The sequence below is a fragment of the Pelomonas lactea genome, assembly GCF_043555885.1.
Lineage (GTDB): Bacteria > Pseudomonadota > Gammaproteobacteria > Burkholderiales > Burkholderiaceae_C > Pelomonas > Pelomonas lactea.
Window position 1 is genome coordinate 151,874 of record NZ_JBIGHX010000001.1, and the last position, 13,462, is coordinate 165,335.

Annotated in this window: 10 protein-coding genes; all 10 read right to left on the bottom strand. The window is 69.9% G+C overall.

What is annotated here, in order from left to right:
- Positions 1-42: 42 nt before the first annotated feature.
- Positions 43-990 carry a LysR family transcriptional regulator gene (locus ACG04Q_RS00655; protein ID WP_394508856.1) on the bottom strand — a complete coding sequence of 316 codons (948 nt, stop codon included), beginning with the start codon at positions 988-990 and terminating at the stop codon, positions 43-45.
- Positions 991-1,006: 16 nt separating this feature from the next.
- On the bottom strand, positions 1,007-1,780 hold the full coding sequence (locus tag ACG04Q_RS00660) for an SDR family oxidoreductase (RefSeq protein ID WP_394508857.1): 774 nt from the start codon (positions 1,778-1,780) through the stop codon (positions 1,007-1,009).
- Positions 1,777-2,940, bottom strand: coding sequence for a glycosyl hydrolase 53 family protein (locus ACG04Q_RS00665; RefSeq protein WP_394508858.1), 1,164 nt, complete (start codon positions 2,938-2,940; stop codon positions 1,777-1,779). Before ACG04Q_RS00665 ends, ACG04Q_RS00660 begins: the two co-directional genes overlap by 4 nt.
- Before the next feature lie 146 nt (positions 2,941-3,086).
- Positions 3,087-4,079, bottom strand: a complete 993-nt coding sequence (araH, locus tag ACG04Q_RS00670; RefSeq protein ID WP_394508859.1) for an L-arabinose ABC transporter permease AraH — start codon at positions 4,077-4,079, stop codon at positions 3,087-3,089.
- A 163-nt stretch (positions 4,080-4,242) separates the two neighbouring features.
- Positions 4,243-5,757 carry an L-arabinose ABC transporter ATP-binding protein AraG gene (araG, locus tag ACG04Q_RS00675; RefSeq protein ID WP_394508861.1) on the bottom strand — a complete coding sequence of 505 codons (1,515 nt, stop codon included), beginning with the start codon at positions 5,755-5,757 and terminating at the stop codon, positions 4,243-4,245.
- On the bottom strand, positions 5,754-6,725 hold the full coding sequence (locus ACG04Q_RS00680; RefSeq protein ID WP_394509660.1) for an arabinose ABC transporter substrate-binding protein: 972 nt from the start codon (positions 6,723-6,725) through the stop codon (positions 5,754-5,756). The genes araG and ACG04Q_RS00680 overlap by 4 nt, the downstream gene beginning before the upstream one ends.
- An 18-nt stretch (positions 6,726-6,743) precedes the next feature.
- Positions 6,744-7,640: an SMP-30/gluconolactonase/LRE family protein gene (locus ACG04Q_RS00685; protein ID WP_394508862.1), complete on the bottom strand. Its 897-nt coding sequence runs from the start codon at positions 7,638-7,640 to the stop codon at positions 6,744-6,746.
- On the bottom strand, positions 7,640-10,285 hold the full coding sequence (locus ACG04Q_RS00690) for a TonB-dependent receptor (protein WP_394508863.1): 2,646 nt from the start codon (positions 10,283-10,285) through the stop codon (positions 7,640-7,642). Before ACG04Q_RS00690 ends, ACG04Q_RS00685 begins: the two co-directional genes overlap by 1 nt.
- A 136-nt stretch (positions 10,286-10,421) precedes the next feature.
- Positions 10,422-12,818, bottom strand: coding sequence for a beta-galactosidase (locus tag ACG04Q_RS00695; RefSeq protein WP_394508864.1), 2,397 nt, complete (start codon positions 12,816-12,818; stop codon positions 10,422-10,424).
- Positions 12,819-12,843: 25 nt separating this feature from the next.
- Positions 12,844-13,461 carry a 2-dehydro-3-deoxy-6-phosphogalactonate aldolase gene (locus ACG04Q_RS00700; protein WP_394508865.1) on the bottom strand — a complete coding sequence of 206 codons (618 nt, stop codon included), beginning with the start codon at positions 13,459-13,461 and terminating at the stop codon, positions 12,844-12,846.
- Position 13,462 lies beyond the last annotated feature (1 nt).

Here is a 13,462-nt window from a genome sequence, read left to right on the forward strand (position 1 = left end):
GAGCGCCGGGCTTGCCGCGGGGTAGGACGCAACGCTGGCCGGTCAGCCCGGGCGGCGCTGCTGCGCCTCCTCGCGCAGGCAGGTCAGCATCAGCTCGGCGCCGGGCGACAGCTGGTGGCCGCGGCGCGTGACGATGCCGTAGGCGTCCATGCGCAGCCCCAGGTCGATGTCCAGCACCGTCAGCAGGCCGGCGTCCAGGTAGGGCTTCACCAGCTCCTCAGGCAGCGCCACCACCATGTCCGACTGCGCCAGCAGGCTGGTGACGACGGGCAGCGACAGCGTCTCGACGGCCTGCTGCGGCTGGTCCAGTCCGGCGGTCAGGAACAGGGCCGTGAGCCGGTCGCGCAGGATGCTGCCGGTGGGCGGCAGGATCCAGCTCTGGCGAGCCAGCTCCTGCAGGCTCAGATCGTTGCGGCCGGCCAGCGGGTGGCCGGCGCGCACGATGAGCGCATGCGGCTCGTCGGTCAGCGGCTCGAAGCTCAGCTGCGCGGCGGACTCGCTGTCCAGCACGCGGCCTATCACCATGTCCAGCTCGCCGCCCTGCAGCTGCTGCGTGAGGATCTTGCTGGTGTCCACCGTGATGGCCACATGCACACGCGGCTGGCGTGCCTTGAGCGCCACGACGGCGCGCGGCAGCAGCGTGGCAGACGGCGTCAGCACCGAACCCACGGCCACGCGGCCGGACAGGCCCGACAGCAGCTCCATGACCTCCTGGTGACCGGCGTCCAGCTCGGCCAGCGCGGCGCCCGCGCGGCGGATCATGACCTCGCCATACCAGGTGGGCGCCACGCCGCGCGGCAGCCGCTCGAACAGCTTGACGCCCAGCGCATGCTCCAGGTCGGCCAGCAGCTTGGACGCGGCCGGCTGCGTCAGGTTGGCGGCCTGCGCCGCATGCAGGATGGACCCGTGCCGCCCCAACTCCACCAGCAGCACCAGCTGGCGCGTCTTCAGGTGGGAGCGGACAAAGCGGTCGGAGCGCGGGTCGGTCATGCCCGAATGATGCCGCCTACTCGTGATAGAGCTGGGAGCGGCCGCCGTCGATGAGGATGTCGGTCGCGTTGATGAAGCGCGCCTCGTCGGTGGCGAGGAACAGCGCCGTGTAGGCCACCTCGATGGGCTCGCCAATGCGCCTCGGCGGCAGCAGGTCCACCTGGCGCTGGCGCTCCTCGGGCGTGACGCTGTCCAGCCATTCGATGACGCGCTCCGACAGGATCAGCCCCGGCGAGATCGAGTTCACGCGCACGTTCCGCGCCGCGTACTGAATGCCCAGCGCCTTGGTCATGCCGATCAGCGCGTGCTTGGCGACCGGGTACGGGAAGGCGTCGGGAATGATGCGATGGCCGTGCACCGACGCCACGTTGACGATGCTGCCGCCGCCGCCCGCCAGCATGCCGGGCAGCACGGCACGGCTGCAGTGCAGCGCACCTTCCAGGTCCACCGCGAAGCAGCGCTGCCACTGCGCGCTGGTCATCGCCAACGGCTCGGCGAACACGTTCATGCCGGCGTTGTTGATGAGCACGCTGATCGGCCCGAAGCGCTCGGCGCCGCGCGCGGCCATGGCCTGCACGGCGGCTTCGTCGGCGATGTCGGCGGCAATGAACAGCGCGCGGTCCTCGCCCAGCTCCTGCACGAGTTCAACGCCCAGGCGCTCGTCGGCGGCCAGGCCGTTCAGGATGACCTGGGCGCCCTCGGCGACGAACAGCCGCGCGATGGCCTTGCCGATGCCCTGGGTGGCGCCGGTCACCAAGGCGACCTTGTCTTTCAAGCGCGGGGAACTCATTGCGTGTACTGCTTCCAGATGTCCAGCACGGGCAGCGCCCGGCCCTTGAAGTCGAACAGCGTCGTGTTGGAGACGACGTTGGGGCCAGGCTCGCCGGAGCCTTCCTTCAGCGCCCAGCCGACGCGGCGGTTGGCGATCATGATCGGGTCCCAGTACAGCACGCCCAGCACGCGCGGATGCGCCTTGCAAGCCGCCAGCAGCTCGGCCATGAAGTTGCGCTGGCCCTCGGGGCTGCTCATGCTGGCCGGGTACGGGCCGTTGTTCTCCAGCTGGCCGGGCCAGCCGTCGGCACGATTCGGCGCGAAGTTGAAGCCGGCTTCCATGACGAGGAGATCGCTGTCGTAGCGGGCCGAGATGGTGTCGCAGAAGCTCATCAGCTGGGCGACGTTCTTCTGCGTCCAGAACGGGTAGTACGACGGGCCGATGACGTCCCACGGCACGCCCTGCGCGCGCGCGTTGTCGAACCAGTCGCGGTACTTGGGCACGTCGCCGCCACCGTCCAGGTGCAGCACGACCTTGGACGTCGGGCTGACGGCCTTGACCGCCGCATGGGCCGCCTTCAGCAGCGCACCCAGGCGCGGCCAGTCGCTGGTGCGGCCCCAGGGGTAGAGCATCCCCATCTCGATCTCGTTGCCCAGCGACACGAACTCGGGCGCCGTGCCCTGGTTCACCAGCGCCTGCATCACTTCCTTCGTGCGCTGCTCGACGAGCGCCAGCAGGCGCTCGAAACGCGCCGTATCGTCGGGCAGCTTGCTGAGTTCGCGGCGCCAGGCGTGCGGCGGGTCCTGCGTCTTGGAATTGGTCCAGAAGTCGCTGTAGTGGAAGCTGAACTGGATCTGCAGGCCATGCGCCTTGGCGCGGCGCGCGAGCGACAGCACATCGGGCAGGTCCATCGAGCCCTCGGGCCAGTACCAGCCGTCCGCGCCCGTGCCGGAGCCGGTGCGGTCGTACAGCCGGATGCGCACGATGTTGTGGCCGTAGCGCTTCAGGATGGCCAGGCAGTCGCCGGGCTTGCCGTCGCGGTCACGGTAGACCGCACCGGCACGCTCCATCCACGTCAGCGCGGAGATGTCGCCACCGGCCAGCAGCGGCGCCTTGGCGGCGTGGGCTACCGGCAGCGCACTGGCCAGCGCGGCGGCCAGCAGGGTACGACGTTGCATAGACATCTCAGTGGTTTATCGCGGGCCGAGCGCCGGGCCGCTCCCAAGCCGGCCCGTCTGGCGATGTGCGAGCGGGGCACGCCCCGCGAGCATCGCCGTCCCCTCGGGGGACCGACCAAGGCTTGCCTTGGGCGAGGGGCTTCACGTTATGAACGGCGCTCACCGCGGGTCTTCAGTTGGTCGAGAAGGACGGCGGCCAGCAGGATCAGGCCGCGCACGAGGTACTGGTAGAACGCATCGACGTTCAACAAATTCATGACGTTCTCGACCGTGCCCATGATGAGCACGCCGATGACGACGCCGAAGATGCGCGCCTTGCCGCCGGCCAGCGACACGCCGCCCAGCACGCAGGCGGAGATGACGTCCAGCTCGAAGCCGGTGGCCGCGTTGGGCTGGCCGCTGGTGATGCGGGCCGACAGGATCAGGCCGGCCAGCGCCGCAACGACACCCTGCAGCAGGAAGATCCACACACGCAGCCGCTCGACGCGCACGCCCGCCAGGCGCGCGGCCTCGGGGTTGCCGCCGATGGCCAGCGAGTTGCGGCCGAACACCGTGTGGTTGAGCAGCACGCCGAAGATGACGAAGCACACCACCGTCATCCAGATCGGCAGCGGCAGGCCCAGCACGACGGTGTCGCCGAAGGCGAAGAAGCGCTCGTCCGCAATGCCCACGGCCTGGCCCTGCGACGCGATGAACGCGAGGCCGCGCACCATCAGCATCGTCGCCAGCGTGGCGATCAGCGCGTTGACGCGCAGGTAGGCGATCAGCACGCCGTTGCCCGCGCCGATCAGCGCGCCGGCCAGCAGCCCGCCGCCGATGGCCAGGCCCACGCTGCCGGTGCGCTCCAGCACCATCGCGCCCAGCACGCCGGCGAAGGCGATGGTGGAGCCGACGGAGAGGTCGAAGTCCCGCGAGGCCAGGCACAGCATCATGGTGCAGGCCACCATGCCGATCTGCGCGACCGACAACAGCAGGCCGACGATGTTGGCGCCGGAGAAGAAGTTCTCGACCGTCAGCGCCAGCACGACGAACAGCAGGGCGTAGCCCAGCGTCATGCTGTGCTCCTTGAGCAGGGCGCGGGAGGTGGTGTTCATGGCGGGGCGGGGCGACGCAGGGGTCGTTTGGGTGGTCGTGTTCATAGGAAGCTGCGAATGAATCCCGCGCGGCCGAGCAGACCGTCGCGGCGGCGCCAATCAAGGCGCAAAGCGGAGACGCAGCGTGTGCTGCGGCGAGCATTTGCAACGCCGAGTGGCGGCGTTGCGGCGGGATGAGCGGGTGCGTGGGGTTCGTTCACAGCTTCCCTTAGTGCAGGGGCGCGGCAGGCGCTCCGTCAGGCAGGGCCAGCGCGAGCGCGGCGGTCTCGCTGGCGTTGGCGCGGTCCAGCTCGCCGCTGATGCGGCCGTCGCGCATGACGATGAGGCGGTCGGAGATGCCCAGCACCTCGGGCAGTTCGCTGGAGATGACGATGACGCAGCAGCCCGCAGCCGCGACGTCGTGGATGATCTTGTAGATCTCGTTCTTGGCGCCCACGTCGATGCCGCGCGTCGGCTCGTCGAGGATGAGCACCTTCAGGCCCGGCTCGGCCAGCCAGCGCGCCAGGATGACCTTCTGCTGGTTGCCGCCCGACAGCAGGCGGATCTCCTGCTCGCGGTTGGGCGTCTTGATGCGCAGCTTCTTGATGAAGTCGTCGGCGCGCTGCGCCTCCTGGCCGTGGCGCAGGAACACGCCGGCGGCAAGGCCGTGGCGGCGGCAACTGATGTTGATGTTCTCGGCCACCGACGAGTGAGCCAGGATGCCCTGCTCCTTGCGGTCCTCCGGGCACAGCACGATGCCGGCGGCGATGGCGTCGGCAGGGCTGCCCGCGTCGACGGGCTGGCCGTCCAGCAGCACGGTGCCGGCGCGGCGCGGGTCGGCGCCGTACAGCAGGCGCATCAGCTCGCTGCGGCCGGCGCCCACCAGGCCGAAGAAGCCCAGCACCTCGCCGCCGCGCACCGAGAAGCTCAGCGGCTCCGCCAGCTCGTCGCCGTACAGGCCGCGCGCCTCCAGCCGGATGGGGCCATGCTGGCGCTCGCGGTAGTCGTAGATGTCCTTCACCTCGCGGCCCACCATGTCGCTGATGAGGCGGTCCCGCGGCACGTCGGCCATCACGTCATGCGTGACGATCTTGCGGCCGTCGCGGAAGATGGTGCAGGCATCGCACAGCTCGTACAGCTCTTCCAGCCGGTGCGAGATGTAGATCAGCGTGCGGCCCTCGGAACGCAGGCGCTTGACGAGGCGGAACAGGATTTCTGTCTCGCGATGCGACAGGCTGCTGGTGGGTTCGTCGAAGGCAATGACCTTGGCGTCCTGCATGACGGCCTTGCAGATCTCCACCATCTGGCGCTGCGCGATCGACAGGTCGGACAGGCGCGACGCCGGGTCCAGGTCCACGCCGATGTTGGCCAGCTGCTCGGCCACCCTCTTGCGGGCGGCCTTGTGGTCGACGAGGCCGAAGCGCGTGGGCAGGCGGCCCAGCAGCACGTTCTCGGCCACGGTCAGCTCGGCCACGTACTGCAGCTCCTGGTGGATGATGGCCACGCCGGCCGCGATGGCATCGCCGGCTGAACCGAAGTGGCGCTCCTGGCCGTCCACCACGAGGCGGCCGCCGTCGGGCTTGTACTGGCCGCCCAGGATCTTCAGCAGCGTGCTCTTGCCGGCGCCGTTCTCGCCCAGCAGGCCCATGACCTGGCCCGGGCGCGCCTCGAAGCTCACCCCGTTCAGCGCCTTGACGCCGGGGAAGACCTTGCTGATGTTGTCGAACTGCAGGGACGCCATCACAAACCCATTTGCTTGCGGATGTCCGCTTGGTTCTGGCGGGTCATCAGCACGCCGCTGGTCAGCGTGACCGCGGGCGGCGTCTTGCCCTTGGTGGCCCACTCGAAGACGGCAACGGCCGTCTCGTAGCCGTGGCGCTTCGGGCTGATCAGCACGGTGCCGAAGAAGCCGGTGGCGGTGGGCTTGGTGAACTCGTTGAGCGCCGTCTGGCTGCCGCCGATGCCGATGGCCAGCATCGCGTCGGCCTTGATGCCGCGGCCCTCGCCGGCACGCACGGCACCCAGCGCGGCTTCGTCGTTCAGGCCGAAGGCGACCCACTTCTTGAACTTGGCGTTCTTCGTGAAGGCGATGTTGGCGGCGTTGAAGGCGCTCTCGGTGTCGGTCTTGGCCTGCGGCGCGTCGATGATGTTGGCGGCGGGCATGCCGGCCGCCTTCAGCGCATCGGCAGCACCCATGGTGCGGTCACGGCCGGTGGGCAGCTGGTCGTAGGCCACGCGCAGCACGCCGACCTCGTCGAGCTTCCAGCCCCGGGCCTTGATCTCGGCCAGCAGCCCGGCGCCGACCTGCTTGCCGATCTCGTAGCCCGAGATGCCCATGTGCGGGATGTCGGCGATGGGCTTGCCGGCGCCGTCGACGAGCTGGTCGTCGACCGACATGACCTTCAGGTTGTGGCGCTTGGCGGCACGGTTGATGGCCACGCCCAGCTTCACGTCGGGCGCGCAGATGACGAAGCCGACGGCCTTCTGCGCGGCCAGGTTGTCGATGGCGGCCAGCGTCTTCTCGCCGTTGGGGATGCCGATCTTCACGAGCGTGAAGCCCTTCTCCTTGGCCGCCTGTTCAGCGAACTTCCATTCGTCCTGGAACCAGGGCTCCTCGGCCTGCTTGACGAGGAAGCCGACCTTCACCGGTTCGGCGGCCTGCAGCGCAAAAGGCGTGGCCAGCAGGGCCAGCGTGAGCGCGCGTCGTTGCATCTTCATGGTCGTGTCTCCTTAGTCTTGGAACAAAGTGTCTTCAACACCCAGCGCCTGGGGCAGGCGCAGCCCGAACAGGCTGCCGGACAGCGGCTGCGCCATCAGCGCGTCGCGGCCCAGCTCGGCGCGGGCGGTGGTGAGCATCAGCTGGTCGGCATCCTCGCCGCCGATGGCGGGGCAGCTGGTGTGGGCAGCCGGGGCGTGCCAGGCGCCCATCAACTGACCGGTGGGGTCGTAGCGTGCCACACGGCCGGCGCCCCACTGCGCGTTCCACAGGCAGCCCTCGGCGTCAATGACCGAGCCGTCGGGCCAGGCGTCGGGGCGGTCCATCGGCGTGAACAGGCGCACGTTGTCGACCTGCGCCGTCTCGGCGTCATAGTCGCATTGCTGGATGCGCTGGCTCAGCGAGTCGCAGAAGTACATCGTGCGGCCGTCCAGGCTGAAGCAGATGCTGTTGGCGATGGCCACCGCCGGCAGCGCCAGCCGGCGCAGGCCGTGCTGCAGCGAGAACTGGTAGAAGCTGGCGATGGGCCGCTTTTCCTTCGCCTCGTTCAGCGTGCCGAACACGAAGTAGCCGCGCCGGTCGGTGCGTCCGTCGTTGATGCGGGTGCGCGGCTCGGCGGCGTCCACCGGCACCAGCGTCTGCAGCTGCATCAACGCCAGGTTGTCCCCCAGCGTGGCGATGCAGATGCGCTTGGCCAGCCCCAGCAGCACGCGGCCGGAGCGGGTGTGCGCAAAGCTGCCCAACCGGTCCGGCAGGCGGCAGGACTCGGGTGCTGCCGCACCGGGCCGCCACGCATGCAGCGTGGCCGACTCGATGTCGGTCCACCACCAGCGACCGCCCTGCCACAGCAGGCCTTCGCCGAGGGTGGCGCCGAACGGCAGCGCCAGGTCGAGTTCGCCGCCTGACTGCATCACAGATCCAGATGCAGGCTGACGGCGTAGCGGCGGTCGTCCGCATACGCGCCACGGGCCAGGTCGCCCACGCCGTAAGTGCTGCGGCGCACCGTGCGCGTCAGGTTGTTGGCCTCGACGGCGAGCTTCAACTGCGGCGTGATGGCCCAGCTGGCGTAGGCATCCAGCATGCCGTAGCCCTTGATCGTGATCGGCGTCTGCGCGATGACGGTGCCGTTGCTGGGGTAGTAGTTGCTGACGCCGGCCAGGTACTTGCTGCGGTAGTTGTAGGCCAGGCGCAGCGCGAACTGCTCGTAGTCGTACATGCCCACCAGGTTGTAGCTGTTGCGCGAGAGGCCTTCCAGCTGCGTCTTCTGGCCATTGATGGGGCCGGGCGCCGAGCTGTCGACGTAGGTGTAGTTCGCCTGCAGGCCCAGGCCACGCAGCGCGCCGGGCAGGCTGGTGAAGAAGGCCTGGTAGCCCACCTCGATGCCCTTGACGCTGCCGTCCTCGCCGTTGGCGGGCGTGGAGACGGTGTAGGTGGTGCCCTGGTAGACCAGGCTCTGCGTCGCGGTCTGCAGGAAGCCGTCCACGCGCTTGTGGAAGACGGCGCCGTAGACGTGGTCGCTCTTGTTCAGGTAGTACTCGAGCGACAGGTCCAGCTGGCGGGCATGCAGTGCGCCCAGCGTCGGGTTGCCGAGGTAGCCGGTGCGGTCGTTGGCGTTGAGGCTGAGCGACGGCGTCAGCTGGTCGAAGTTGGGCTGCGTGACGACCTTGGACGCGCCGAAGCGGGCCACCAGCTTGTCCGTCAGGTCCAGCCGCGCGTTCAGGCTGGGCAGCCACTCGTTGTCGCTGGTCTTCAGCGTGGTGGGCGTGCCGGCGGCCGTGGTGTAGCGGCGCTCGCCCTGGGTGCGCACGTAGCGCAGGCCGACGTTGCCGGACAGCGGCAGGCCGGCCAGCTCGCTGTCGAAGTCGGCCACGCCGTAGGCGGCTTGCGTCTTCTCGCGGTAGTCGAACGTCTGCGCGGCGTCGAAGGCCGGCACGGTCAGGCCCATCGCGGCGCGGGCGGTGGCGGGGTCGCGCAGCCAGGCCAGGTCGTTGATCGACAGCCACTGGCGCGGCGTGTTGCCGGCGCCGGCGGTCTTCAGCAGGTCGTCATGGCCGATGACGCCGATCTTGGCGGCCAGTGCCGGCGCGGCGCCCGCGACCGGGCCCGTGGCGGTGGCGCTCCACAGGTTGTCGATGGTGTTGATCTCGGCGCTGGTGGCCTGGCGGTCCGACAGGCGCAGGCCCGTGCGCACGCGCGCCAGCACGCCGTCCAGGCGGCGGTCGCCGTCCAGGCGGAAGGTGGTTTCCTTGCCGGTGTTCTCCTGCTTGAAGTACAGCGCCTTGTCGGCCCAGTACTGCGACGGCGTCGTCAGGTCGGCGGCGCCGGCCAGCACCGGGTAGGCGGACGGCAGCTCGGTCGTCAGGTCGAAGCCGAAACCGGGGTTGTTGGTCCACACGCCCAGGCGGGCTTCCTGGTAGATGCGGCTGAAGTCGCTCTGGGTGTGGCCCAGCTCGGACTTGACCGTCCAGTCCTGCAGCTTCCACTTGCCGCTGACGGCGGCCTGCGTGGTCTTGGTGTCGTTGTCGGCGACGAAGGCCGACGTGCTCATGCTGGCGCCCCAGAACTTGCCGCTGGCCAGGTTGCCATTGGCGTCCTTCGTGACGGCACCGTTGGGCCACAGCGCGCCGAGGTTGGTGGCGGCGGTCCAGTTGGCCCAGAACGGCGAGCCGAAGAAGCCGTAGGTGTCGGTCTGCGTCTTCAGGCGCGTGTGGTGCACGTCCAGCGCGTACTCGGTGTCGCGGTCGGGGCGGAACTGCAGCGCCGCGGTCACGCCGGTGCGGTCACGCGTGCCGAACTCGTAGGCGTTCCACACACCGGTGGGCGCAAACGGGCCGGAGCCGTCGGCCAGTTGCGCCGGCGCGCCCAGCTCCTGCGTGTCGGCGCGGTAGGCGCGCTTTTGCTTGGCGAGGCTGACGAGGGCGCCGAACTGCTGGCCGCCGCCCAGGTCCCAGCGGTTGCTGGCCAGCACCGAACCCTCGAACTTGTTCTTGCGGGCGAGGTCGGCAAAGGTGTCCTTGACCGTCGCGGCGACCTTGGCGCCGGTGAAGTCGAACGGCTTGCGGGTGCGCAGGTCGATGAGGCCGGCGATGCCGCCCTCCACCTGGTCGGCCGTGGGGGTCTTGTAAACGTCGGCACCGGCCAGCAGCTCGGCGGGCACGTCCTGGAAGGACAGGCCGCGCTCCTTGCCGGCGGTGAAGATGGAGCGACCATTCAGCAGCGTCTGGGTCTGGGAGAGTCCGCGCACCTGCACGCGGTCGCCCTCGCCGCGGTTGCGCGAGATCTGCACGCCGGCGATGCGCTGCAGCGCCTCGGCGACGTTGGCGTCCGGCAGCTTGCCGATGTCGTCGGCGACGATGGAGTCGACGATCTGGTCGGCGTTGCGCTTGAGGTCCTGCGCCTTGGTCAGGCTGGCCTTGATGCCGGTGACGACGACGGTCTCCAGCGATTCGCTGGCCGGGGCGGCAGGCGCCTGCTGCGCCCAGGCCGGGGCGGCGAACAGCACGCTGGCGGCCAGGGCGAGGCGGTGGCGGGACGGGTGGGGGTGTCGGCGGGACATGCAATCTCCGGGGTTTTGTAGTTGGTGGGCTCTTGAGGCCCCTGCCGGCTCAGCGTCCGGCAGCCCGTAAGTTACGGATCTGTTTCATTCCGTACTAATCGAATATCAGGTCTTAACTATCCGAAATCCGTATAGGTCACGGCGCGATAGCGACCCGGCGCACCGTCAACAGGCGGGCGCCGCGCAATTCGGCCACCTGCGTCTGGCCGGCCGCGAACGCCGGGCGGTGGGCGGCGTCGATGTAGACGGGCGCGTCGGCGCGCAGCGGCAGCACGCTCAAGCGCAGCTCGGCGCCGGGCTTCAGGCCGAACTGCTTCAGGCCGATCTGCCAGCGCTGGCCGTTGTAGTACCAGTCGTCCAGCATCGTCGTGCCGGCGAACACGCGGCCGATGTCACCGACGAAGTCCAGCTCCAGCAGCACGTCCTCTGCGCGAGGCAGCTGGGCGGGCAGTTGCAGCGACCACGTCGCCGCCGTGGCGAACGCCTCGGGGATGGGCTGCACGGCCGCACCGGCCAGGCCGCCCTTGAGCACCTTGGGCGCCATGCCGGCCGGGCGCGTGGCGGTGATGTGCAGCGCGGGCTGGGCGGGGTCGCCGGCCACGTCCAGGCGCTGCAGCACGCCGTCCTGCGACACCTTCAGGCCGGCGGCAGCCGGCTTGGTGAGCGCGGGGAACACGGCGGCGCGCAGCGGCTGCGGGCCCACGCCGCGCAGTTGCAGGCGGCCGTCGGCCACCCAGGCCTGTTGTTCGGAGAACACCAGCCGGCGCTGGCCGGCCAGCTCCAGCACGTTCAGCTGGGCCAGTTGCTCGGGCGCCAGCAGCAGCACGCTGACGGCGCGGCCGTTGGCGCCGGTGCCCAGGCGCTGCAGCTGCGTCGCGTCGGGCTTCAGCGTCTTCAGGCCGTCGGGCAGCGCGAACTCGGCCTCCACGCCGGCCGTGGCCGCGAATACATGCACGATGCCCTGCGCACCGGCATCCACGCGCGCGACCGGCTGGGCTGCGGCGTAGCGCAGCTTCACGCCGTCCAGGTCCAGATTGACGGGCCAGACGAAGTAGGCGCCGTTGGGAATGTCCACCGGCTTGGACGGCAGCGTGACGGCGCCGCCCGGCAGCTGCACCTCGAAGCGCACGCCGATCTGCGCCGGCATGGCGTACTGGCGCACATGGTTGTTGACGAACAGGAAGGCGCTGTCGCCGTTGGCGCGCACGGCCCAGCGCGGCGTCTGCAGGTCGGCCGGGTCGGCGGGTGAGCGCTCCGGCTGGCGCACGGTCATCGTCGCGAGTTGGGCACCGTGGTCGCGCAGGAAATAGTGGAACGGGCGCAGCCGGGTCAGCACCTCGCGCTGTTGGCCGTCCGGGCCCAGCGGCGCCTGGAAGTCGTAGTTGATGCGCGGCGTGTCGTTGTAGCCGCCGCTCAAGGAGCTCTCCTCCAGGCCCGTGCCGCCCGCGCCGACCGGATTGCGGCCGCCGTGGAACATGTAATAGCCCAGCAGGTTCACGCCCGAGCCGATCTGCACCGGCAGCATGGCGGCGATGTCGTCCGGCGACACCAGTGTGCGGCGGCGGTACATGGCCGGCAGGCCGGGGCCGTACTCGGCGCCGAAGAAGGGCACCTTGTCCTTGTCGGTCTCGGCAGTGCCGGCCCCGTGGGACTTGGTCTGCGCACCGAGGTCGCCGCTGACGCGGGTGTTGAAGCGGAACGCGTGCGTCTCCTTCGGTGGCAGCTCCTTCGTGCTGGTCGCCCAGGGCTCGTCCGGGTAGCCGCCGAACACCGGCATGACCTCGCCCGACGGGTAGACGGCGCCATCCCAGCCGGTCACGGTGTACAGGGGCACGTCCATGCCGGCCTTCAGCGCGAGCTTCTTCAGCGCACTGATGTGCTCCTCGCCGCGGCCGGGGCCGCGCAGGTTGTATTCGTTCTCCAGCTGCACGCCGATGACGGGGCCGCCGTCCTTCCACAGCAGGCCCTGGATCTGCCTGCCGATCTGGCCGTAGAGCCGGTCCACCAGCGCCATGTACTCGGGGTCGTTGCCGCGCGTGGGCATGGCGTCCACCACCCAGTCGGGGATGCCGCCGTAGCGCACCTCGCCGTGGCACCACGGGCCCAGGCGCACAACCACTTTCAGCCCCGCCGCCTGCGCCAGCTGCACGAAGCGGCGCAGGTCGTGGTTGCCGCGCCAGTTGAACGCACCGGGCCGTTCCTCGTGGTGGTTCCAGAACACATAAGTCGCCACGACGTCCAGACCCGCGGCCTTCATCAGGCGCAGCTGGTCGGCCCACTGCGAGGCCGGCGCGCGCGTGAAGTGGTACTCGCCCATGACCGGCAGCCAGGGCTTGCCGTCCTTCAGCAGGTACTGGCTGTTGGCGGCCAACGTCTCGCCCTTGGGCGACGTGGCGGTGCCCAGCTTCAGGTAGCCGGTCGTCGGCGCCGGCACGGCGGCGCGGGCGTCGAGCTTGAGCAGCGTGTCGGCGCCGGCCGCGGAGGCGAGCGCCCCCAGCAGCAGCGCCGCGGTCAGCGGACGGATGCAGAACATGCGGTCTCCAGGTGTTGCTTTTTTCTTAGAGCGCGCGCCAGCCTTGGGCGAACGCTTTGGCGCGCTGGGCGACTTCGGCCGCCGTCAGGCCCGGGGCATACAGCGCCGAGCCCAGCCCGAAGCCGGCCGCGCCAGCCTTGACGTACGGGCCCATGTTGTCCGGCGTGATGCCGCCCACGGGCAGCAGCTTCAGGGTCTTGGGCAGCACCGCGCGCATGGCCTTCACGATGGTGGGCGTGATGAGCTCGGCCGGGAACAGCTTGACCGCATCGGCGCCGGCGTTCACCGCCGCGAAGGCCTCCGTCGGCGTCGCCGCGCCGGGCACGCAGAACAGGCCACGAGCCTTGGCTGCACGGATGACGTCCACGTCGGCATGCGGCATGACGATGACGCGGCCGCCCGCGGCCTGCACGTCGGCCACGGCCTGCACGCTCAGCACGGTGCCGGCGCCGACGACGGCGTCCGCCGGCATGCGGCGCGCCAGGCGGGCAATGGAGTCCAGCGCGTCGGGCGAGTTCAGCGGCACCTCGATGACGCGAAAGCCCTCGGCATAGACGGCGTCGGCAATCGCCTCCACCTCCTCGGGCTTGACGCCGCGCAGGATGGCGACGAGGGGCAGGTGTTGCAGGGCTTGGTCCAGCATG